The following is a 23,271-nucleotide window of genomic DNA, read 5'->3' on the forward strand; positions in this document are numbered from 1 at the left end:
CTGAGATGGTAAAATATTTTTCTTTGGGAAAATAAAGTTAAAATTATCGCACAATGTTTCAATTTATCCGTGAATCCCGTTTTGAAAAAACCATTATATGAAACAAAGTTTTATAATCGCCAGATTTAATTGACACCGCGGTTCGCGTTGCTATAATAAAGGCTACTACTAGTCCTAACCCGTCGCGAGTAAGGAAGGAAAACAAATGAAGAGCGTGCTTATCCGGCTAAGGGAGTACCATAATCAAGCCAGTACAACAGAAAGAACCATTACCGACTACATTTTAAAGCATCCTAAAGAAACTTCAGAGATGACCGTGTACAAGCTTGCTGACACCACTTTTTCCTCCCCTTCTTCGATCGTCAGACTGTGCAAGAAGAATGGTTTCAGAGGGTATAAAGAATTTACCAAAGCGTTAATTTACGAACTAGCGATCCGAAAAAACAGCCAGTCGGTGGAAAAGAAAGAAATTACCCGCGCCGATACAATCGAAGAGATAGTGGAGAAAATAACGTACAAAAACATCGTCTCCTTGGAAGATACTAAATCACTTCTTGATTATAAAGTCATTGAGAAGTGTATAGATCTGTTACGGGTTAGTAGAAATATATGTTTATTCGGCTTGGGATCATCCTTACTAGTGGCCAAGGATGCACATCACAAATTTGTTCGTCTAAACAAGCGCAGCACAGTGAATGATGATTGGCATATTCAACTCTTGACAGCTAAGCATATGTCTCCTGATGATTTAGGAGTTATTATCTCCTATTCAGGGGAAACCGTAGAGATGATTGAATGCGCCAAAGCTATCAAAGATTCGGGAGCGAAGATTATATCGATCACGAGGTATGGATCATCACCCATAGCGGAATTGTCGGATTACACTATATTCGTAGCTGCCAACGAAGCGATTGTTCGCAGTGGTGCGATGTCTTCCAGAATATCCCAGCTAAACATCATCGATATTCTTTACACGGGATATGTTAATACACAGTTTGAAAAATCTTTGGAGAAGATCTCCAAGACCCATATTCAAAAGCTTGAATCTTCAGCCGAAAATGCTTTTGATGCAGATGAATAAAGGTTGCCAACAAAACGAATACATAGTCTCATTTTATTGAAAACGCTTGCAAATACTAGTTTATAGCCTATTAAACAGCAACTAAAATAAGGGGGGAGTATTCGCTATTTATCGCACTATTCACATCGATTTACTAAATATTAAGTGGAGAGGATATACAGATGATTAACCTGGAGAGTATGTCAACAGAACAGCAAAATGAGAAAACGATGAATTTAGATTCAATGTCCATCTACGACGCATTGGTTGCAATGAATGAAGAGGATGCGAAGGTAGCGGAAGCGGTGCGCTCAGAGCTTCCGCAAATTGAAAAAGCGATTGAAGCGACGATTGAAGCCTTTCAACGCGGCGGCAGGTTAATTTACATAGGAGCAGGGACCAGCGGTCGGTTAGGATTATTAGATGCAGTAGAGTGTCCCCCCACCTTTGGAACTCCACCGGAACAAGTTGTTGCTTTGTTGGCCGGAGGGCTTACTGCCTTCATGAAGGCAGTCGAAGACGCGGAAGATAGTACCACTCTTGGAATTGAAGATTTGCAGAGTATTCAATTAACGTCCAAAGATGTGGTCATCGGCATAGCCGCCAGCGGAAGAACCCCTTACGTAGTATCAGCCTTGAAGTATGCTTCGAGCCTAGGCTGCACTACGGCGGCCATTGCTTGCAATAAGCATTCCATAGTCGGCAAGGCGGCGGATATTGCCATTGAAGTCGTCACTGGAGCAGAGGCCCTTACAGGATCTACCCGCTTAAAAGCCGGAACGGCACAAAAAATGGTCTTGAATATGATCTCCACTTTGTCAATGGTTGGCACAGGAAAAGTATACAAAAACCTGATGGTGGACGTTCAGCTCACCAATGAAAAATTACAAACCCGTGCTGAAAATATAATTATGAATGCAACAGGCGTGGATAGGGAGAAGGCCAGCCAAGTCCTACTAGAGGCCAACGGCAGCGTAAAGCTTGCCATCGTCATGATCCTTCTAGGCTATGACGCGGATCGTGCTGCAGAGAAACTTAATGCGGTCGGAGGGCGGGTTAGAAAAGTTCTGGAGTAAATTTAGGAGGTGAGGATAAACACTTGTGCAATCTTTATAAAATGTATTTATTATTCATTAACCATTAATTTATAGTGGGAGGGTCAATATTGAGAAAACTTGCATTAGCTGTCTTAGCCGTTGTTCTAGGTTCCTTTGCATTGGCTGGCTGTTCCAGCTCTTCCGATCCGGGTCAGAAAACCGACAGCAAACATTTAATGGTATACACGCCTGCGAGTGAAGAGTTAATTAACTTGATTGTACCTGCCTTTGAGGAAGAAACAGGAATCCAGGTGGAAATCGTCGCCGCATCTACAGGTGAATTATTAACGCGGATTAAAGGGGAAGCGGAGAATCCGATCGCCGATGTCATGTGGGGCGGATCCCCTTCGTTAATAATGCCTCTTAAGGAATATTTTGAAGAATACGTTTCAGTAAATGACCAGTATTTATCGCCAGAGTTTAAAAATAAAGAAGGTTTCGTTACACGCTACAGCTCGACCAGTCCTGTGCTGTTAATCAATACAGACCTGATTGGCGATATCGAAGTGAATGGCTATGCAGATTTATTAAAGCCCGAGCTGAAAGGTAAAATCGCTCATGGTGATTCGGCCACATCCAGTTCATCCTTTAACCATCTGGAAAACATGTTGTTCGCCATGGGTAAAGACAAGGATCCTTTTTCTCAGGAAGCGTGGGACTATGTGGAAGCGTTTGTTAACAATTTGGATGGAAAAGTCGTCAGCAGCTCCGGAAACGTTCACAAAGGGGTTGCGGATGGAGAGTATTATGTAGGACTGACCTATGAAGAACCAGCCGTCACCTATCTACAAGACGGTGCCCCTGTTAAAGTGGTCTACATGGAAGAAGGAACCATCTTTAAAGAATCAGGCAATTATATTGTTAAAAACGCCAAAAACCTGGAAAACGCAAAACTGTTTTCAGATTTCTTACTTTCAGAACAGGTGCAGAACTTGCTGGGGCTGGAGACGATGAATCGACCCGTCCGTGCTGATGCCGAGCTTGCCAGCTTCAAGACACCCATTTCCGAAATAAAAACGATAGAGTATGATGTGCTGTGGGGATTGGAAAATAAAGATGCGATTGTTGAGAAATACATGGATGTCGTAACTAAATAGTTTAAAGATAAATCGAATGGAGAAAGGAAGGGGGCAGGCTTCCTCTTCCTTTTTTCCGTACAGCACGATGTTTACGAGGAGGCCAAACATGAGTGTATCTATTACAATTACGAACGCGGTCAAACGATTTGGGGATCGAACGGTCATTCCGGACTTAAATGTACAAGTTAAAGAAGGGGAATTTTTCACACTCCTTGGTTCATCCGGCTGCGGGAAAACAACGCTGCTCAGGATGATCGCGGGGTTTAATAGCATTGAAGAAGGAACGATTCAATTTAATGATAAGGTCATCAACAACATTCCGCCGCACAAAAGAAACATAGGGATGGTTTTTCAAAACTATGCCATCTTCCCGCATATGACGACTGCCAATAATGTGGCGTTCGGTTTGAAAAATCAGAAAAGGAAGAAATCCGAGATTGAAGAAAAAGTAAATGAAATTTTGAAAATCGTGAAAATCCATGATTTAAAAGATCGTGTTCCCAGCAAAATGTCCGGCGGACAACAACAACGCATCGCCCTGGCCAGAGCTATTGTTATTCAACCTGACGTATTGTTAATGGACGAACCGTTGTCCAATTTGGATGCCAAGTTAAGAGTGGAGATGCGTTCTGCCATCAAGGATATCCAGAACCGCTTCAAGATTACGACAGTTTATGTGACGCATGATCAAGAAGAAGCTCTAGCGATATCAGACCGCATCGCCATCATGAGAGATGGAATGATTCAACAAATCGGAACGCCTGTGGAGATTTATAAGCATCCGTATAATGTGTACGTAGCCACTTTTATCGGGCAATCGAATATGATTGGTGCTCGGACGGCGACCATGGAAGGAAGGAGAGGAATTGAGTTTGAAAACGGATATAAATTAATCGTGGATAACATGATTGACCAAGTAGAGGATGGCAAAGAGGTTCAACTGCTTGTCCGCCCCAATGAGTTCAAGCTGGATCAACATGGGGGGCTGGAAGGAAAAGTGGTAGAAAGTACTTTCCTGGGGATGAATATCCAATACAAAGTAGAGTTATATAACAAGCAGATCGTCGAAGTGTTAGTTAACGATCTGGCCACGGACATTGTGCCTAACCAGGCTAAAGTGAACCTCAGCATCCACTCGCCCACCTATAATGTATTTGATAAATATAGCGAAACATCGTTAATGAAGGGAGTGAAACAAGGGTGAATAATCCGAAACGGGTGAGATGGGATATATGGTTTGTCATTACCCTCAGCACCTTCGCCTTGTTTATACTATTCTTCGTGTTTCCTGTATATAAAATTTTTATTAATAGTATCTATGATGCGGAAACCAAGCGGTTTACACTGGCAGCCTTTGAAAAGTTTTTTGCCCGGCAATACTATACTTCCACGATATGGAATAGTCTGAAGGTAACGTTGCTGGTTACGCTTTTGGCAGCGGCCTTAGGAACGGTATTAGCCTACATTATGCGAACGGTTAAGATTAAAGGAAAAGGCATGGTTGAAATCATCATTATTATTACCGTGCTGTCGCCTCCATTTATCGGGGCTTATTCTTGGATCCTGTTGCTCGGAAGAAGCGGTGTCATCACAAAGTTTATCAACCGCTTATTCGACATTGAATTTAATGGCATTTATGGCTTCTATGGCATTCTATTAGTACTCACTTTAAAGTTGTTCCCTCTGATCTACCTGTTTGTATCCGGAGCTTTGAAAAATATGGACAACTCCCTGAATGAAGCTGCGGAAAATTTGGGGAGTGTAGGCCTTCATAAAATAGTCAAGGTCGTCATCCCCCTGATTCTTCCTACTTTGCTGGCCGCCTCCCTTCTGGTTTTTATGAGAGCGCTGGCTGACTTTGGAACACCGATGCTGATTGGTGAAGGGTATAGAACGTTGCCTGTCTTAATTTATACCTCTTTTGTCGCCGAGATGGGCGGGGATGCTGCATTTGCTGCAGCGATCAGTGTGGTTGTAGTTATTATGACGACCCTTATTTTTCTACTGCAAAAATATATATCTAACCGGAGCACAGTTGAAATGAGTGCTTTACGCCCGATGGAGCCGGAGCCGGCAAAAGGTGCGAAAAACATTATTTCTCATCTGGTCGTTTATTTGGTTGTGCTTCTCGCGGCGATCCCTCAGGCGGTAGTCATTTTCACCTCCTTCTTGAAAACGAATGGCAGAATTTTCACGTCGGGATTTTCGTTCGACAGCTATATTCATGCCTTTTCCAAAATGGGCAGCGCAATAACCAATACGTATTTGTTTTCTTTTACAGCCATCTTAATTATTCTAGTCATTGGGACTCTAATCGCTTATATTTCTGTCCGCAAGAAAAATGTAATTACGGAAACATTGGATACATTGACCATGATCCCTTATATTATTCCGGGCTCCGTATTAGGGATTGCCTTGCTGGCCGCTTTTAATAAGAAGCCTTTGTTACTGAGCGGCAGTGCCTTTATCATTATTGCCGTATATGTCATTCGCCGTCTGCCCTACACGATTCGATCCAGTTCCGCGATCCTGCGGCAGATTAACCCGAGCGTAGAGGAAGCTGCGCAAAGTTTGGGCGCCTCTCCGTTTAAAACTTTCCGTAAAGTGACATTGCCCATGATGGTTCCCGGAATTGTATCCGGAGCGCTAATGAGTTGGATGACCGTTATTAGCGAACTGAGCGCCTCGATTATTCTATATGTGGGCACTACGAGAACATTGACGATTTCTATTTATACTGAAGTCATTCGAGGCAATTATGGAGTAGCCGCCGCTCTCTCTGCCATTCTGTCCGCGACTACAGTTATCGCCTTGTTATTGTTCTTCAAAATCACGGGTAAAAAGGAAATTCAATTGTAGTTCAAACCAACAACAGCAACTTATTGCCGAATATAGCAAGGATGGAATTCTTCCCATCCCTGCTATACTTATACCTGGGTTTGGGTACTTGTATGATACGCCTTTTTCGATTCGAATCGATTCGCCAGATACTCTGATGCGTATTTTGGAATCGAGAGAATACTCTTGTACTGGAACCGGGAGAGAGCGCAAGGGATTGAAGGGAAAAAATACCTCTTAAATCGAACCTTTTTCACGAAATAGGCATTGAAGGGCAAAAGTACCCTTTAAATGGGGGAAATCCTCGTTTTTTTAAAATCGTGGAAAATAGAGCGCACTTTAGCACCTTAATCTCAAAAACGGCTAGATTGGCATAATTGAGGTGTACAATTGCACCTTGTATTGTTTTCCTCACCTAATTCCAGGCCACTTGCCATTATATATCTATCAATTCTTTCGCACGGTTCATTTCCACATTCAGCGCGTCTGTATCTGACTGCTTTGAGCAAGCAAACCGGTCAAGGGCAAGCTGGAGCCAACGTTCGGACTCCCCATACCTCTCCATCTCCCATAACAAATCACCGTAACAGACCGCAACTCTAATATAAGTGGTGCTATCCCCGGCGGCATCCGCAGCTTCCATCGCCTGCTTTAGACTAAGCTCTCCTGACTCCAACCTGCCGCGGTCCAAATAGTGTAACGCTTTATGCAGTTCAGTTTGCGCTTTGTTCATGGGCGGCACCTCCGTGTTTCATTTATCAACATAATTATACTACGTGATTAGAAAACATTTCCCACTTCCTCCACTGCATTCCCCATACTGCTCCACAACATTTTTACTGTTACTTATGGTACGGTTCTCCGTATCATCTATGGTAAAGTAACATAACAATGGGGCTGTCCCAAAAGTGACTTTTGGGACAGCCCCCTATCTGATTTAGAATCCATTGTGTTGAACAAGATCCAGCCGATTCCCGTAGAGATCTTCAAATACGACCTCGACTCCCCAAGGTACCTCTTTCGGTTCACCGAAAAATTTTATACCGTTTCTCTTCATTTTTTCATAATCGCGATAGCAATCATCCGTTTGAACGACCAAGAAAACGTGGTTAGCTGCTTGGGTTCCGACCCTTGCAACCTTTTCAGCCGTATCCGCTTCAACAAAAACAATCGCTGTTTCAGATTCTTTTGACGGAGCGACTGAGACCCATCGCATTCCACTCCCAAATGCATTGTCCGTTAATAATACAAACCCCGCCTTGTTCGTATAAAAATCAATTGCATCATCATAGTTTTTTACCAAAATCGTGACATGTCCAATTTTTTTCTGCATATTATCACTCCTTATTTCTTTGGTTCTCTATAAGAATAGCACCGTTATTTGGACGCTGTATTGTATAACTCCGACAAATGGTCTCTGCTCCGCATATAGGATAACGGGGTTGTTCCAGTAAGTCGTTTGAACATGTGATGAAAATGGGATTGATCGTAAAATCCGCCCTGTATGGAATAACTTGCCATGTCGGCATCTGTTAGTCTCATTTCGCGAAGAACATGCTGTATTCTGCATATCCCCGCAAACTTCTTAGGTGCTAACCCTGTAAAGTATTTAAAATGCCTTTCCAGCGATCGTTCGCTAAGATTTATATGTGGGGAACCAAAATTGATGACCAAATGGTAACTACGTCTGGAACTGAACCAGAACATTGCTATTTTCTAGCGTTGCGAGCTTTCATGATTCAATTTTGTACTGATCGATAAATAAGGTGAGAAGATAGCAATGTAATGGATCCTTTTATAGGCGATATTAAATACCGTGCGGTGGTGGGAGATTCGACCCCTGAGGAGCCTCCGTCTAGATTAATCCTTGCCGGTCAGAACTCGTCTGCCGAATTGCAATCGGGCTTCCAGTTCGATCTTTTGCTTACAGTCTTCACAGCAATGCATCCCCTTCTTGTTTCGCTTCACACGATCATACGCAGCAGTGCCTCCAACGACCGCAAACTCCTTCTTGCATAAATAGCAAATCGTGCGCAGCCGATATTCGCTAAAATCGTTCTCCATCGAATCCCTCCCGGTCCGAAGTGCTTACCGCCATTGACGGAAGAAGCTTGGTACGGTATAACCAAATTAAGAAACTTTAAATAACACACTGTATTAAAATTATTATAGTTCAGTGTATTAAATAAAACAAGGGGCGAGTCACATTGCCGAAAATCGTGGATCATGAACAGAAGAGGAAGCTCATTGCCGAAACCGCGTGGAGTATTATCGAATCGAAAGGAATCGAACAAGCGTCCATCCGCGCCGTCGCCACCGCCGCGGGACTGTCGCCGGGCGCCTTGCGGCATTATTTTTCTACACAGGACGAGCTTTTGTTGTTTATCGTGGACTATTATTTAGTAAGAGAGTATTCTCGTGCGGAAAGTCTCGCGATTAGCCCCCATCCGATGAAAGCGGCGAAGGAGGTGCTGCTTGAACTGCTCCCCATGGATAAGGACAAGCGAACCGCGGTCGGCGTCTGGTGGGTGTTCGCGATTCGTTCGCTGACCAGCGCGGCGCTTCAACGGAAGAAAGACGAGTTGATGGACGGTCTCCACGACTTGACCAAGGCGGTCCTCGAGTTATTGGCGAAAGGGGAGCTTCTTCCGCCATCGGTGGATGTGGAGCTCGAATCCTTCCGGCTTGCCGCGGTCGTCGAAGGCTTGACGGTTCTAGCATTGTTGCGGCCGGAGCTCTATACGTCTGCGAACATCGAACGAATTATTGCCTATCATCTGCGGGAACTAAGCGGCTGACGGGCTCCCGAAGCGCAAAAGAAGAGGAGGGCCAAGGCCGTCGAATTAAGCGGCGGCCTGATTGTCGGTGATTCAACTATCGTTTCCCGTTAGTTTAATAAAGAAAGGCATTAGTCGGTACTCCAGACTTCAATAAAGTTTCCATCTGGGTCATAGAAGGAAAAGGATATTAACATGGAAAGCCGTGATGGGCTGCAACGCTTGTTGAAAGATGCAGAAAAAATCTGTTTTCATGAAGTTCTGGTCTGGAAATCAATCGGTTAGCCCGAAATTCATTGACCTTCTTAATACCATCGAGCAGTTAAAAAGGTTGAATATTAAGCTATAGCTTCTTGAGATAAAATACGTTCCAAAACCATATCTCCGAAGGTTTGGATGTCTCTTAAATAATTATAACTTGCTGGATTTCGCTCGGTTTGATTCAACATTCGTACTGCCACTACGTTATATTCAGGTATAACTAACAGAGCATTCCCGTAGATCCCAAGGGATTGAATTGCATAGGATTCGTTAACCCAAACGAGGTTCTCATTGTTTTCTTTTCTCCATCCTGCCATCCTGCGCGGATGGCCTTACCTGGAATTTGTAGCTGAAGAACGAACGATGCACAGTTCAACATATTAACATCTAGAGGGTGCGGTTTCCTCCCCCTAATAACGCTACTGCTATGCAAGTGCCGCGTTCATCTGTTCAAGCAGTGAAACAGCCTGCTCTTCCAGCCCCTTTACAGATTGCAATACATTAACGGCACGTTCACGGTTCACAACCGAGTTTGGATCGCCACCCGATGGAAAAGGGAACAACAAGGCAAGCTCTTGCAGTTGTTCCGCCATTTGTCGGAATAGCTGCGCAGCCTCAGCACTGAGAGCACGGATGAGTTCGTCCGATTCGTCGTCTCCTTGCCACTCTGCGTTAATTTCACTAAGGAAATCTGCAGCAAATCGGCGGGCGTCCTGCACAACTGCAATGTTGTAGGCATTTCCATTCGGCTCAATCTTGCCGCCTCGGAAAGCATTAATCCATACATCATAGGCGCGCAATCCGCGTTCTCCACGATCGGTCGGAGCCTCTTTTCCATCGTAGTGATCGAGAATCATCGATAACGCATCCCGAAGCATGGAACGTTGGTCTTTCTCAGTCCGTTCCTCCAGAGACAGTATGAACAAATCCTCCAGCGTCCCTCGTCCGAGATGATCGTATGGAAGCTTGTCATCCTGCATGCATTCCATTGCCGTCAACATCCGCTGTTCATCATCATAGCCATAGATGACTCCGAATTCCGGAATGAACAAATCCCAGGACAGAACCGGAATGCCTCTGTCGATGGAACGGTGAATCAGTTCCAGGGCGGCGGGCAATTCTTCTTGCGGCGGCCTCTTCTCTTTTGCAGCTGACGTAAGCAATGCCGAGTCAATCAAGTTGGTATTATCTCCGGGTACATCACGCTTGTTTTGCGTCTCCACGATGCGGCAGCTCCATCCCATGTTTTGCAAGCCGCGAGGCAAAACATCCCGGAACGGGTACATCGTCGGTCCCGCAATATGGACATCGTCATGGCAAATAGTGATGCGAAAAGCTTGACCAGTAAGGCCCATTACCATCGGTAAGGATAGCTTCTGATCGGTAAAGCCCAGCATGCGGTAGAGGGCCCAGCCTACCGACGTCCATGTACCAGGTACATGGAATGTAGATGTTTTCGATAATAGGTTTGTTTTCAACGCTCCCAAATCCTTTCGGTCCATCATGTATTGGTCGACTATGATACGGATTCGCTCTCGTGCAACTTTTTTCCGGGAACGGGACAAGATTTGATAGACGTTGGTGGCAGATAAGCTGAACAACTTTGCTATTTCCTGCGGTGATAAATGATCGAAAAAATGAGACTCAAAAATTTGCCTCTCTCGCTTGGTTAAGCAACTGAGCAGGTTTGTGATCATTTCATGCAGTTGTCGGCGCATTAAATGCTCTTCTGGATTGGCAGTGGTGTTTGCATTTTCGGCCAACGAACGCGAAACGCGATGAAGAATATCGTCCAAATTCGACCAAACGACGTCTGTAGGGCCCCCATCTTCCCCGGTACGTTGCAGCGCCGAGAAAGACCTCTCCCTCACAACCGGGTTACTACTCAAGCGGGAATACGCTTGATTACGGACGATCCTGTGAAGCCAAGGCAGAAACCGCGCAACATCGACCAACGTCCCCAGGTGCAAAAAAGCACGGATCAAAGCGTCCTGTACGATATCTTCTGCTAGGAAAGGCTCCCGAGTTAATGTTTGCGCGTACCCGAACATTTGCCGCCGATGACGTCGGATCAACTCTCCGAACGCCTCCCGGTCGCCAGTCTGCGCTCGTTGCACCAGTACGCTGTCTTCCAGCATGTCAAGGTCATGCTCCGTTTCCCCATTTGTTAGCTCTGCACCTTTTTCCCAAATGACACCGTCCCCCATGAATAACACCCCGCAAATATATCGACCTAAAATACTGACTCGAAAGAGAAGAGATTTCTGACAAATCGGATTCTTTTTTTGCAAAAATTTTTTTGAGTAATCATATATTAATTCGTTTCACCTAGGCCAAACCAGCTTTAAGCAAACTTTTAGGCATCTATCATATTCGTGAGACTAGTGCTTAGCCTCTTTTCGAGGGGCTCTTTTCTTGTTCAGGAGGTTTATAGATATGAGAACGGGTCTATCGGCGAAAAAATTTAAGACACCATCATTATAGGTGTCGGTCAAGCTTTGCTGAACCATCTATTTTATATTTCCAATAATTTACTATATGCCAGTTCATAGTCATTATTGACTTGAGTTTCATTTTTGTAGTCAGCCAAAAATCATCAATCCCCTGTACGATTCCGGTGATTTTTATTGTACGATCTGTTATCCTTATCTTGAATTTTTGACCACAAGAATAACTGCCTGCGAATGGGAGCAGTTTATTGAACTATCGTTCCCCGTTAGAGTTGAACAATCATTTGGGGACTCGACTTATAAATGCTTAACACATTGTTAACCGAACTCGGATGGTCAAATTCTAAACTCTCTGGTATAGATAACATGATGGTCATTCCGTTTAAATCGAAAAATGCCATTGTATCCGTACAAAATTGAAGATTTAAACCCAGCGTATCACGATAGAAGGCAATAGCGCTTTCGAGATTATGAACGGTAATCGAAATTGAGCAAGTTTCTCAATGAGTACAGGCATTTATTTTACCTCCATATGAAATGATTTGGGTAAATCTATTTAAGCATCTCTTTCCATAGGATTTGGTGCATGCAATTCGTAATCCTACACGTTAAAGTTTAATTTCAAATCTCGTTTTGCTTCTCAATAAATTCATCCTTAGTTAACCCAAACAAAATAAAATCTAAATATTGACCGTTTATATATACCACCTGTCGACGTACACCTTCTTGAATGCAGCCAAGCTTTTGCATCATCCTGGCAGAACCTTCATTTCCTTCAAGAACATAGTCATTGAACTTATTGAGTCTACGTTCCAAGAAAGCATATTTTAAGAGGATTTTCATAGCCCTTGTACCGTAACCCTTGCCACGATGCTCTTTATCTATCACTATCCCTATACTAAACGTCCCATTTCTCTCGTCGATACTGTTTAGATTGATACCGCCTATACTTTCTCCGTTCAAAATTTCAATCGTAAACATTATTCGTCCATTAGTTGAAGAAAAGTCAGCGTTTTCCTCTGCGAACTTTTTAGCCCCTGAAATTGTAGGCGGTAATTCAATAGCACATTCTAAAAGACGACGTGCAGGGGTATCAAATCCGCTTATGTAACAACTCTCCCAATCTTCGGCCTCGATTGCACGCAATCTAACTTTATCATCTTGCCAATAATAATTGCTGTAATCTATATCTCGCATAATATCCTCCAAAGATAATTGTGTAGTTTCTCGCGGGCTCGGCATTTTCTGGCGATTCAACTATCGTACCGATAGCGGAATAAACAATTTTACATTCGTGAAAAGTCCATATCAATATATGGTGTGTTATTCAGTAAGTTAAAATAATAGAAGCGTCGAGCTTGTTCATCCCATTCACTCCAATCAGGAGCATTAAAATCTCTGCTTCTATATAGCGCGGATAAAACTCTAGCTTGTCTCAAATCGATGAATAAAGGTATTTTCTTTAACCATACTTGACTTACCGTATTTTCTTTACAATAGCCGTTTAAGAAGTTGGAAAAAAAGCGCTTTGTAATCTCCTTCCTTACCTCTCCATCCACAACCCACGGGATAGGGATTTCGTAAAATAATGGTGTAGCAATATCAGACACAAACCAGCTATTTTCCGCCTCGTCAAAGTCGATAATATGGGCCTTATCCCCATCATTTAGATAATTACCGCAACTGACATCCCCATGAATAAGGCCGTATGTATCTTTATCCTTGGAAAGAGCGCTAACTTCCCCAATTAAACGGTCGAAACTGTTATATAATTCTGACGGACAATAGTTTTTAAATGAAGCTAATAAAGCATTGTCATTCCATTCATAGCGTAAATGTTGGGGGGTATAGTGAAGTGAAAGCTTATGTATTTTTCCAACCAATTGACCTATATTCTCATAAAAAGTATTGCTCTCCTCGGCAATTTTTGCATTTCTGCCAGGGGCTTTCTCAAAGGCTGTCACAACAAAAGCATCGTCAATTGTATGAACAAGATCACCGGTTAAAGACGGAATCGGTCTAGTAACTTTTACACCAGACTCCGCCAAAAACATGATAAAATCTAATTCCGCTTTCGTTAATGTTTCATTCCGATGTGTGATATGGGCAATTCTTAGAATAACTTCACGGTCTCCGACCAAGCCAGAATAAACGAAGTTTTGAAACCCATTTAAATCGATCATTGAGTCTCCGCGTATACCATAACGTTCCGCGGCTTGTCTCAATATATCTCGAGTGAATAACTGTTTAATCTGGTTATCCATATTATTCCTCACACCCTAAAGGTAATGTGACCTTATTCTAATCGAAATCAATTGATTGCGGTCAATAAAAAACGTCTTTAATTAAATTGTCCTGCCAGTTAGCATTGCAACTAAAGGGCAATCCCTTTTATCGGGCTTTCATATCATACAAAAAAGCCGTCGAAGTCATCGGCGGCCTTCTGCTGATTTTATTATCGTTTGCCATTATGCTAATGAAGCTTTCATCAAGTCAATCGAAGTCGAAGTATAACCAATGTCGGTTTCATAAATTCTTAAAAATACAAACCTCAACCATCCGCCTTCAGGATTTTCAGGATCGACCGTATCTGGAAACTCTTTTGAATCGGTACAATCTCTCAACATTACAACACGATAATTATTATGCCGAGCACCCATACAGGTATGGAATAAACATGATTTGATATGGAAACCGACAGCGATTATCGTATCTATATTCCATGTCTTTAAATAATAATCGAGCACTGTTCCGTTAAATCCATCTTTATGTGATTTTGGAATAACAGCTTCATTTTCGAGCGGCTGGATCAGGCTATTGAATTTAGGTGTTAGTGGCTTCCAACTATTCTCTAGGTAGTCTAATCCGTGAATTCGTGTTGTTACATCTTTCAATCCTCCTACACCATGAACAGCATTGAATAAATACACAATCTTCATTCCCGATTCCCTGGCGATTTTAAGCGCTGAATGGATCTGGTTCCCTACAATTTGATTAACCGCTGATGATTCATCACAATCCACTAAAAGAAAAGCTGTTGTTTCCGCGTCGATTTCAATACTTAATTCTGGATCGGCATTGTATTTTCTTACGGGTAATTTAAATTCTGTAAGAGAGTTTCTCATCCCCAACCTCCACATTCTTTTTATAGAACGCATATCATCCAAAAATCATGGATCCATTTCTCCCTAAGCATGCCATGAAGTCTTAATTCAGAATTGCTTTCGAGCGAATCAAATATTGTAAAAAACCGTTTTGCCATTTAGGAGGGGCTTGCAAAGGTGTTCAATCAAACCTGGCATATGTTCACGTATCCACACATGCTTATCATTTCTACTTACCAGAAATGCGTAGTATCCACATATCGCCAAAAACATGAAGCTCTCAAGCTGTTCAATGTCTATTTTTCTTGAATTGATTTTCGTGTAGCCGGAAAGTAGAGCATCTCGCAATTCTCCTTTAGTAAATAGGGCACCCATAGCGACGTCCATTGTGTAATATCCAAACCCCGATAATCCGAGGTCGATGAATGAAATTCCCCTTGATGTGCGGATTAAGTTGCTATAGTGAATGTCGGCATGGATGAATCCCCATGTCTCGAAACTTTTGCTCAACCCTATCATACGATCGGTTACCAGCGAAAATACATTTTCAAGAATTTGAAATTCCTCGGTGGCGATAATCCCCATTTTTTCGCCTGAACGCAATTGAGTCAACATGGTATTTACCCACGCTATCCCATATTCGGGTCTTATAAAACTTGAACCTGGTTTAAAACTCCGCGAAAACTGATGTAAGGATGCAATACGCTTCCCCAAGGTACTAACTATTTCCTCACTGGTGAAATCTCTCTTGGACAGGGTATCCCCGACAATCCATTTCAAGACGGAACAATGCACTTCTTCGCCTTCAATGACAACGCTTGTCACTAGTTCACCGTTTAGATTCGGAACAGGGATTTGAACAGGGAATTCGGAATGAGATGACCAAGCTAACAAATATTCTAGTTCCGATTGAATCGCCTCACGCATGTTTTGTACTCCCTGCATGTTTTTTGTTATTGGTTTATGCATTCGCAACAAGTAAGTATCTTCAGATCCCTTTTCTGTTACCTTGTATGTAATGTTTTCATTATGACGAATAAATTCCACGATAGGGTCGATAAAAGAATATTTCAGTATAACTTCCTTAAAACACTTCGTATAATCCATGGAATATCAATCCCCCTGAGTTTATTGAACAGCCTATTCTGACACTGACAAACTTATCGGGAATAGTTGTTATTATATAAGCCACAAAACCACCCTCCAGCCTAAAAAACTAAGGAGCAGTTACCGCGGAGATCTGCTCCTTGCTTTGTTCAACTATCTGCTAGCCGTTAATTCAACGTGTAATCTATGAAATATCCTCATGCGGCGGTCTGCTCAATCGGGTGTCCGGTTTATAATATTTTGTTACCCAATGGTATAAAGACTTTTCTTTAAAACCAAGACGCTCATACAATTTTTTCGCAGGATTGCCTTTGACAACTCCGAGCTTCACCATTTTTTCGCCGCGGCGGATCATTTCATTGACAAGAAATGAAACAAAAGCTCTGCCGTATCCACGTCCTTGAAGATCCGGGCGGACGACTACATGTTCAAGGACAATAATCCGATCGGAGACTCCTTCCCTTTTGATAATCGGTCCTTAATAAAAATAAGGGAAATTCTGGATAAAGTATAGACTTATAAATTTCTTTCATTTATAATAATATTATGAGTGGCAAGGACACCTAGGTTGTATTAACTTATGCCAAAAATCACTTTACATATTAAAAACGCGACTTGAGTGGTCGCGTTTTTGTTGTATTTTTAGTACTCATCATATTCAAGAATGTAAAATTCATCCCCAAGTTGTTAATCGGTTATTATCCTGGAGTTTGTAGCTGAAAAAACGAACAATGAGCAGTCTTCATACTAACAGCTAATATGATCCCCGCTATCAAAGCGTCTAAAAGTTTTTCAACCATTTGCTCCCGGGTCCAGAACAGCGTTCTGCTAAAATGAACCACCCATTCTTCATGTGGAATATATTCGCCAACGGCATTCCCGGACCTACTTGTCTTCTTCGTCGCATTTGTAATCAGTATATTAGTGTAGGAATATTTTGTAAACATGAAGGTGAACTGTTATTCCTCTCATGAAATCTTTCGCCGTCACTTGTGATACGGTTCTCCGCTCCTCACTCACTGGTAAAGCAGCTTGAGCCAATCCATCGTCTTCTGAAAACAAGAAGACGATTTTTTTAATGCTCTTACGGTCAGATTCCATATGGATTTCCTTAATCAACGCTCGAAGTAATGCCTTTTTTTCTTCGTTAGTCGCTTCTTCAAACAAGTTGTCAAAGTTAGTCAGGGCTTCAATGATGATTTCCTTATTAAGGATTACTGTGCTTCAAATTTTCTCCATATCTCGCTCAATGTATAAAATGGTTTGTTTCGTTTCGCTAATTTGAGCTTCAAGAGTATCAGCTAAACGGTTCATAGCCTTCGGCTTTAATCCTTCCGGCATAATAATCATCATCGTACGCAAATTGAAGAAACGGCTGATTTGATTTGCGTACTGACATTGCTCTTTATATGTGGTGGGGGTTCCCTAGACTAAAGAGTTGCTTTTCACACTAAATTAGAATATTATCGAATTAGATATTCATTAAATTAGATATTCATTAAATTAAATTTGGTGGTGAAAAAACCATGCAATTGGATAAGGTGGTCAACTATCACAAAGCACTTGCAGATCCAACAAGAGTCAAGATTTTAATATTGCTTGCTGAAGGAGAACTTAATGGTCAGGTTTTAGCAGAAAAACTCGGTGTCTCCCCTGCTACGATTACACATCACGCTACAAAATTACGTGAGGCGAGCTTGATTAATGAGAGAAGGGATAAAAATACTATCTTTTTTTCTTTAAATCACTATTTCATAAAAAGTAATGCTACTGCTTCTGTGGATTTAATCTACAAAAACACGAAATTATTAGGGGGTGTAGAAGGTATGGACGATAAGAACAAGCGACTTAAAGAATCAGTTATTAAGAACTTCTTCACATCGGAAGGAAAACTTAGGCATCTGCCAGTACAACTTAAGAAAAAGTTAATCGTATTAGAAAACCTTATTTCCCGGTTAGATAAAGGACGTAAATACACTGAAAAGGAAATCAATGAGTTCATTATGAATTTTCATGATGATTTCGCTACAATACGCAGAGAATTTATTATGCACCAATTCATGTTCAGAGAAAACCAAATCTACGAGTTAAACCCACCTGAAATGTGGGCAAGGTGGGATGTATTAACGTAAACTTAAATGGTATTTGAGGGGTGTTACAGTCACTCATGATAAAAATTGTGGAGGTCAGGTAAATGAGTACGACTTTCTTTCTTGTAAGGCATGCTATAAAAGCAAAGGCAATTGGGGATGTCCCAATAACCAGTATTGGTGTGCAACAAGCACAATTGACAGCTAGATATTTTCATGATTTTCCAATAACGGCGATATTCTCAAGTCCACTTCGAAGAGCGAAAGAAACCGCCGACTACATTGCATTAGAGACGAAATCAACAATTAATGTAAATAGTCGTTTACGAGAACGTGCTAATTGGGGGGACCTTCCGGGACAAACTTTCGATGAGTTTGTTGCAATGTGGGAGCGGTGTACATGTGAACCCGAGTATAAACCACCCGTAGGAGATTCAGCAAAGCAAGTAGGTGTACGTTTATCTTCTTTATTAACAGAATTAGCAAAGAAACACCCGGTTCATAGTAATATAGTAATTGTTACGCATGGAGGATTAATAACTGATTTTCTGGTTAATACATTGCCCAAGAACCAATTGGATGTTTGGCATCCAAATTTCGTTGCAGTACAAAGCAAGTTGGTTCCCGAGTGTTCAATAACAACACTAATTTATGAGAGCGGAAAGTTTAAAATTACCGACTTTGCATCAGTTGAACATTTAAAACACCATACGGCGAACGTGAATGATACTAAAACTTATAAATCCATCTGACAAGTTTCTGGGGAGAGGCGGAGGATAATATACTATGACTGGATTTTCCCTTATTGCGAAAAAAATAGTGTAGTATTTTCACCAGTAGATTGGTTTGAGTTAGATGTTTGGAGCGATTTTGACCCGTTTCTCAAATTCGAAGACTCACAGAGGGTGGAATTTCAGAACAAATTGGCGGTATGGTTTGAACAACCAAAATAAGTATGGAATGCTACTCCTATTCCTTTCAATTCTAAGCAATATGACGACATTACAATACCCTTTAAGACAATAGATTACCCTCCGGGTACTTATTCTACGACTCATCATTGGAATTAGAACTGTTCTTGTTCTAATGATGAGTACAACAACCGAAGGGCGGTATTAAATCACTTCGTAGGAAACAAACAATGACGGGGTGAATTACCTTGTAAGTAATGTTTTCATTATGGCGAATAAATTCCACGATGGGGTCGATAAAAGAATATTGCAGTAAGACTTCCTTAAAACACTTCGTATAATCCATGGAATATCACCCCCAAATTATTGAACTATTCTGACACTGGCAAACTGACTTGGAATAATTGTTATTATAGAAGCCACCATCCCATCCTCTAGCTAAAAATAATAAGGAGCAGTTACCGCGGCGATCTGCTCCTGGTTTTATTCAACTACCTGCTCGCTGTTAGTTCAACGAATAATCTTATGAAATATCCTCATGTGGCGGTCTGCTCAATCGAGTGTCCGGTCTATAATATTTTGTAAGCCAATGGTTTAATGATTTTTCTTTGAAACCAAGACTCTCATACAATTTTTTTGCTGGATTGCCTTGGACAACCCCGAGCTTCACAATTTTTTCACCGCGGCGCAGAATTTCATTCACAAGAAATGAGACAAAAGCTCTGCCGTATCCACGCAATTGAAGATCCGGGCGAACGGATACATGACTTAGTTCACAACCGTCAATAATTCCGACTGCCACTATTTCACCGTCGATAAGCATCACGAATCTATTGTTCCTGTCTTCCGCAAATCTTTTCCGCTCCGTTTCGTTAGGAGGATAATAGTAAGACGGAAGAATACCCACGCTTTCATGCATCTGGTAAAAAGCTATTTCCCAAATGTTATGACATATTACATAATCATCATCTTCGTATGGCCTGACAGATATATGACTTTCAGGAAGAGGTTCTCCTTCACGCTCCATGATGTAAGATGAATAACTTATATAATAACCATTCTTATATAAAAATTGCAGCGAGGAACGGTCGCCGCCTAAACATGCACCCGCCGAACGTTCTACTGCCTCGTTTTGGGAAAGCATTTGATCTGCCTTTCTAATAAGTGCGGTTCCAATACCCCTTCTTCTGTACTCCTTGCTAACAAATATTGTTGTCTCCGCTTTTCTTTTAAAACCATCAATGGAGAGAAAAGCTGCGGTTACGCCGTTGTACCGAGCAACAAATAGACCGCCAGAGAACATTCTTTCGCTTTTTTGAAACATTTCGTCAAACGGCTCATTTCCACACAACAAGGCTCTGATCGCGGCTTTATCCCTTTCGGGTTTGTAGGGTTCTATTATCAGATTTTCCACTGGCATACTCCCTTTTGTTCTGATTTTGAGTTTATCCATCTTATTTTCAAGGACAATAATCTGATCTGAGACTCCTTCCCTTTAGATAATCGGTCCTTATAAAAATACGGGAAATTCTGGATAAAGTATAGACTTATAATTTTCTGTCGTTTATAATAATATTATGGATGGCAAGGACACCTAGGTTGTATTAACTTATGCAAAAAATCACTTTACATATTAAAAACGCGACTTGAGTGGTCGCGTTTTTGTTGTATTTGTACCTGTCTATTTTGTAAAATTCGTCAGCATTTCGACTAATTAAAAGCCGCCTAGTTAGGTCAATGATGGAATGGTCGTCTGTCAGCTTCACACTTTCCCCTCCTTGTATGCTAAGAGCAGTTACCGATTCTTTAGTGAATTGGAAATTGCTCTTTTGATTTTATAGCTCTTTGAAAACTAAATAGTATAACCTCCGGGAGGGCGTAGCCCAAGCGAAGCACGGGAGCCCGGCAGGACGAAATAATTTAGGTGTTTACGATCTTGGAATGTCTTTGGGAAAATGCCAATAGGTGCTACCGACGGGAATGTTCCTCTACCTCCTGTTGAACTGAGTTTTCGGTTTCTTCCACTAGAGAGTGTTCCCTTGGCCTCTTCCGTCTTTTCCTACACGCTGACTGTATCCCGCGCGTCGCCATCCCTTTCGCATAGCAGAGGAAGGTACGTGCACCGATGGGCCGCGGTGTATACCTATAGCTCGCAAGGCTGTTAGCGGAGAGAATCCCAAGGACATCCCAGGACCGTAGATACCGAGTTCAGTACGAAAGGAGGTGATTCCATGCCACATATCTTATTTGTCGGGATCGACGTAAGCAGTAAGAACAACGTTGTCTGTTGCCTTCCAGAAGGCGACAGCGCCAAATCACTAAGTCGCTTTACCGTGAGTAATGACGAGCCTGGTGTCAGGAACCTGCAGGAACGGATCTTGTCACTTATGCAAAAGCACGAGCTGACGCACATACGCTTTGGTCTCGAAGCGACCGGCTGTTATTCTAGCCATCTCGCACGATACCTCGAGTGCGTGCTCTGTTTCGCGCCCTATGAGCACAGTGTCTACGTCTTTAACCCTAGTCTCATCAAAGCATTTAAGAAGACACACTTTCTTGATGCCCCAAAAAACGATAGGGTAGACGCCTGGTTCATCGCCGCTAAGCTCCGATCCGGTCATCTACCCCGTGCCTTCACGTGGAGCGAATCCCTCGCAGCTTTGCAGCGCCTCACGAGAACTCGTTACCACGTCGTACAGACTTTGACACGGGAGACGAATTTCCTGCTGACCAATTTATTTTTGAAGTTCAGCAGCTATTCGACCGGGCCTTTCAGCAAGACGACATCGGCAACCAGCTTGGCGGTTATTCAGGAGTTTACCAGCGTCGAAGACATCGTGAACATGTCCGTCGATGATCTGATGGCCTTTGTCGTCGATTACGGCAAAAACCGCTTTGAGAATCCGCAGGAAGTCGCACAGGCTTTGCAGAAGGCCGCACGTTCTTCCTACCGCTTGCCCAAGGCGATGTCTGATGCCGTGAACCTAGCGATGGCCTCCAACATCCGGATCATTCGCTCACTACAGGAACAAGCGAATTCGCTGAAGAAAGCCATTGAAGAGCATCTGGCTACAATTCCACAGACGCTCACATCCGTACCGGGAATCGCTACGATTTTCGCTGCAGGCCTTATCTCTGAAATTGGCGACATTCAGCGGTTTCCGAACCAAATGGCGCTTGCGAAGTACGCGGGCCTCGCTTGGACGGAAAACCAATCCGGTGACTTTAAAGGCGTTGAATCTCGGCTTATTAAGTCCGGCAATCGCTACTTGAAGTACTACTTCACTGAAGCCGCAAAGAGTGTCCAGGTGCACGACACGGTATTTGCACAGTACTACAGCCTCAAGAAAGCGGAGCCGGCCAAATACGCCGAAAAACGTGCACTTGCGCTTACAGCTCGTAAATTGGTGCGGTTGGTCGATTATCTGCTGCGAACCAACCGACTCTACGAACCTCAGGAGGTGATCCGACAAAAAAGGTACATTTACGATTTGGAGTGGGGGCTGGCAACCAAGCATCCACAAGCGCCTTCAGCTCTACGGAGCTGAAGAACAACGGCGTCTCCTTGAAGCTTTCCAGAATGCGAATGCCGCCGTCATAGCCTGATTCCGCGACGACCGGCACGCCGCTGGCGCATAATGCGTCGATATACCGGTACACGGTTCGGACGCTGATCTCCAAGCTGCCCGCGATCTGCGCAGCAGTAAGCTTCCTTCCGGATCAGCATCCAAAGCATGGACAGCATGTTATCCCATTTCGCCACCGGGAGCACCCTCTTTTCCTCGCGGAAATGAAACCCTAGCAATCCTTAAGCGGAATGGAAAATTCAACATAAAAAGGATGAAGTTCTTCATTCAAGCAAAACTCAATTCTTTGCTTGAAATTTCCCCAGTTTACCATCTCTAATGCTGTTTCGATTGGAAAAAATCCTACTTCTAAAGACTCAGGGGTAGTGGTTAATTCTCCTCCGACGGGTCTGCCTAAAAATAAAGTGTTACAAATACTAGCACTTACATTTTGAAAAATACCACAAAACTTGGTCACTTCTATATCTATACCGCTCTCTTCCTTTGTTTCCCTTATCGCTGCATCTTTCAATGATTCGCCTTCTTCAACCTGCCCTCCTGGCATTTCCCATCCTCGTCTAGGTCCTTTTATCAATAATATTTCGTTACGCTCATTAACTACAATGGTTGCCGCAGAAACTATATGTTTTGGAGCCACTTCATCGTCCTCCCCTTTTTAAATTAACAAAACCGGTTTTCCATAATTCCCCATTACTATATACTGCCCGTGAGCTTAAAAACGGTTTAAGCAATTTTTGGTAATATATCATATTCGTGATCTAGAGCCAAGACCCTTTTCCGAGGGTGTTATTGTGCTGTGATAATGTCATCCCATAACTGTTCTGAGATAATGTCACTATGGGACAGGAGAAGATTACATTGAGCAGAGCAGAACTGAAGAAGATCTATGTGGTGGAGAAAATTATCGATG

Annotated in this window: 22 protein-coding genes; 9 read left to right on the top strand and 13 right to left on the bottom strand. The window is 42.7% G+C overall.

Annotated elements, in window-relative coordinates; all coding sequences use genetic code 11:
• Positions 1-205 precede the first annotated feature (205 nt).
• From KJS69_RS28230 to KJS69_RS28250, 5 genes are all read left to right on the top strand, one after another.
• Positions 206-1,081, top strand: coding sequence for a MurR/RpiR family transcriptional regulator (locus tag KJS69_RS28230; RefSeq protein ID WP_213587439.1), 876 nt, complete (start codon positions 206-208; stop codon positions 1,079-1,081).
• A gap of 161 nt (positions 1,082-1,242) precedes the next feature.
• Positions 1,243-2,136 (top strand): N-acetylmuramic acid 6-phosphate etherase, encoded by an 894-nt coding sequence (gene murQ, locus KJS69_RS28235; RefSeq protein ID WP_213587446.1) that lies wholly within the window; start codon positions 1,243-1,245, stop codon positions 2,134-2,136.
• Between the two features lie 89 nt (positions 2,137-2,225).
• The gene (locus KJS69_RS28240) at positions 2,226-3,254 is read left to right on the top strand and encodes an ABC transporter substrate-binding protein (protein WP_213587448.1); all 1,029 of its coding nucleotides are present in this window, start codon (positions 2,226-2,228) and stop codon (positions 3,252-3,254) included.
• Positions 3,255-3,342: 88 nt separating this feature from the next.
• On the top strand, positions 3,343-4,440 hold the full coding sequence (locus KJS69_RS28245; RefSeq protein WP_213587449.1) for an ABC transporter ATP-binding protein: 1,098 nt from the start codon (positions 3,343-3,345) through the stop codon (positions 4,438-4,440).
• A complete protein-coding gene (locus KJS69_RS28250) occupies positions 4,437-6,095 on the top strand; it encodes an ABC transporter permease (RefSeq protein ID WP_213587451.1) in 1,659 nt (552 codons plus the stop codon). Before KJS69_RS28245 ends, KJS69_RS28250 begins: the two co-directional genes overlap by 4 nt.
• A 415-nt stretch (positions 6,096-6,510) precedes the next feature.
• Here the strand turns inward: KJS69_RS28250 and KJS69_RS28255 are convergent, their stop codons facing one another.
• The 4 genes from KJS69_RS28255 to KJS69_RS28270 form a co-directional block, all read right to left on the bottom strand.
• A complete protein-coding gene (locus tag KJS69_RS28255; protein ID WP_213587453.1) occupies positions 6,511-6,807 on the bottom strand; it encodes a hypothetical protein in 297 nt (98 codons plus the stop codon).
• A 204-nt stretch (positions 6,808-7,011) separates the two neighbouring features.
• The gene (locus KJS69_RS28260; protein ID WP_213587455.1) at positions 7,012-7,407 is read right to left on the bottom strand and encodes a VOC family protein; all 396 of its coding nucleotides are present in this window, start codon (positions 7,405-7,407) and stop codon (positions 7,012-7,014) included.
• Between the two features lie 44 nt (positions 7,408-7,451).
• Positions 7,452-7,781: a helix-turn-helix domain-containing protein gene (locus tag KJS69_RS30385; RefSeq protein WP_374706751.1), complete on the bottom strand. Its 330-nt coding sequence runs from the start codon at positions 7,779-7,781 to the stop codon at positions 7,452-7,454.
• A 153-nt stretch (positions 7,782-7,934) separates the two neighbouring features.
• Positions 7,935-8,138 carry a hypothetical protein gene (locus KJS69_RS28270; RefSeq protein ID WP_213587459.1) on the bottom strand — a complete coding sequence of 68 codons (204 nt, stop codon included), beginning with the start codon at positions 8,136-8,138 and terminating at the stop codon, positions 7,935-7,937.
• Positions 8,139-8,281: 143 nt separating this feature from the next.
• On the opposite strand from KJS69_RS28270, the gene KJS69_RS28275 reads away from it, so the two are divergent.
• Positions 8,282-8,872, top strand: a complete 591-nt coding sequence (locus KJS69_RS28275; RefSeq protein ID WP_213587461.1) for a TetR/AcrR family transcriptional regulator — start codon at positions 8,282-8,284, stop codon at positions 8,870-8,872.
• Between the two features lie 665 nt (positions 8,873-9,537).
• Here KJS69_RS28275 and KJS69_RS28280 read toward each other — a convergent pair.
• The 7 genes from KJS69_RS28280 to KJS69_RS30395 form a co-directional block, all read right to left on the bottom strand.
• The gene (locus tag KJS69_RS28280; RefSeq protein ID WP_213587463.1) at positions 9,538-11,319 is read right to left on the bottom strand and encodes an RNA polymerase sigma factor; all 1,782 of its coding nucleotides are present in this window, start codon (positions 11,317-11,319) and stop codon (positions 9,538-9,540) included.
• Between the two features lie 509 nt (positions 11,320-11,828).
• Positions 11,829-12,050 carry a VOC family protein gene (locus tag KJS69_RS30390; RefSeq protein WP_213587485.1) on the bottom strand — a complete coding sequence of 74 codons (222 nt, stop codon included), beginning with the start codon at positions 12,048-12,050 and terminating at the stop codon, positions 11,829-11,831.
• 133 nt (positions 12,051-12,183) lie between these two features.
• Positions 12,184-12,759 (bottom strand): GNAT family N-acetyltransferase, encoded by a 576-nt coding sequence (locus tag KJS69_RS28290; protein ID WP_213587465.1) that lies wholly within the window; start codon positions 12,757-12,759, stop codon positions 12,184-12,186.
• 89 nt (positions 12,760-12,848) lie between these two features.
• The gene (locus KJS69_RS28295) at positions 12,849-13,826 is read right to left on the bottom strand and encodes a phosphotransferase enzyme family protein (RefSeq protein WP_213587467.1); all 978 of its coding nucleotides are present in this window, start codon (positions 13,824-13,826) and stop codon (positions 12,849-12,851) included.
• Between the two features lie 204 nt (positions 13,827-14,030).
• The gene (locus KJS69_RS28300) at positions 14,031-14,687 is read right to left on the bottom strand and encodes an isochorismatase family protein (RefSeq protein ID WP_213587469.1); all 657 of its coding nucleotides are present in this window, start codon (positions 14,685-14,687) and stop codon (positions 14,031-14,033) included.
• Between the two features lie 108 nt (positions 14,688-14,795).
• Positions 14,796-15,773 (bottom strand): phosphotransferase enzyme family protein, encoded by a 978-nt coding sequence (locus tag KJS69_RS28305; RefSeq protein WP_213587471.1) that lies wholly within the window; start codon positions 15,771-15,773, stop codon positions 14,796-14,798.
• A gap of 184 nt (positions 15,774-15,957) precedes the next feature.
• A complete protein-coding gene (locus tag KJS69_RS30395; RefSeq protein ID WP_213587487.1) occupies positions 15,958-16,245 on the bottom strand; it encodes a GNAT family N-acetyltransferase in 288 nt (95 codons plus the stop codon).
• 1,054 nt (positions 16,246-17,299) lie between these two features.
• Here KJS69_RS30395 and KJS69_RS28315 point away from each other — a divergent pair.
• Positions 17,300-17,905 (top strand): DUF2087 domain-containing protein, encoded by a 606-nt coding sequence (locus KJS69_RS28315; protein WP_213587473.1) that lies wholly within the window; start codon positions 17,300-17,302, stop codon positions 17,903-17,905.
• A gap of 62 nt (positions 17,906-17,967) precedes the next feature.
• Positions 17,968-18,615 (top strand): histidine phosphatase family protein, encoded by a 648-nt coding sequence (locus KJS69_RS28320; protein ID WP_213587475.1) that lies wholly within the window; start codon positions 17,968-17,970, stop codon positions 18,613-18,615.
• A gap of 682 nt (positions 18,616-19,297) precedes the next feature.
• Here KJS69_RS28320 and KJS69_RS28325 read toward each other — a convergent pair.
• Positions 19,298-20,188 carry a GNAT family N-acetyltransferase gene (locus KJS69_RS28325; RefSeq protein WP_213587477.1) on the bottom strand — a complete coding sequence of 297 codons (891 nt, stop codon included), beginning with the start codon at positions 20,186-20,188 and terminating at the stop codon, positions 19,298-19,300.
• Positions 20,189-21,005: 817 nt separating this feature from the next.
• Here KJS69_RS28325 and KJS69_RS28330 point away from each other — a divergent pair.
• Positions 21,006-22,322, top strand: coding sequence for an IS110 family RNA-guided transposase (locus tag KJS69_RS28330; protein ID WP_249730744.1), 1,317 nt, complete (start codon positions 21,006-21,008; stop codon positions 22,320-22,322).
• 250 nt (positions 22,323-22,572) lie between these two features.
• Here KJS69_RS28330 and KJS69_RS28340 read toward each other — a convergent pair whose 3' ends face one another.
• Positions 22,573-22,998, bottom strand: a complete 426-nt coding sequence (locus KJS69_RS28340) for an NUDIX hydrolase (RefSeq protein WP_213587479.1) — start codon at positions 22,996-22,998, stop codon at positions 22,573-22,575.
• Between the last annotated feature and the right edge of the window lie 273 nt (positions 22,999-23,271).

The organism is Paenibacillus sp. J2TS4, from assembly GCF_018403245.1.
Taxonomy (GTDB): domain Bacteria; phylum Bacillota; class Bacilli; order Paenibacillales; family NBRC-103111; genus Paenibacillus_L.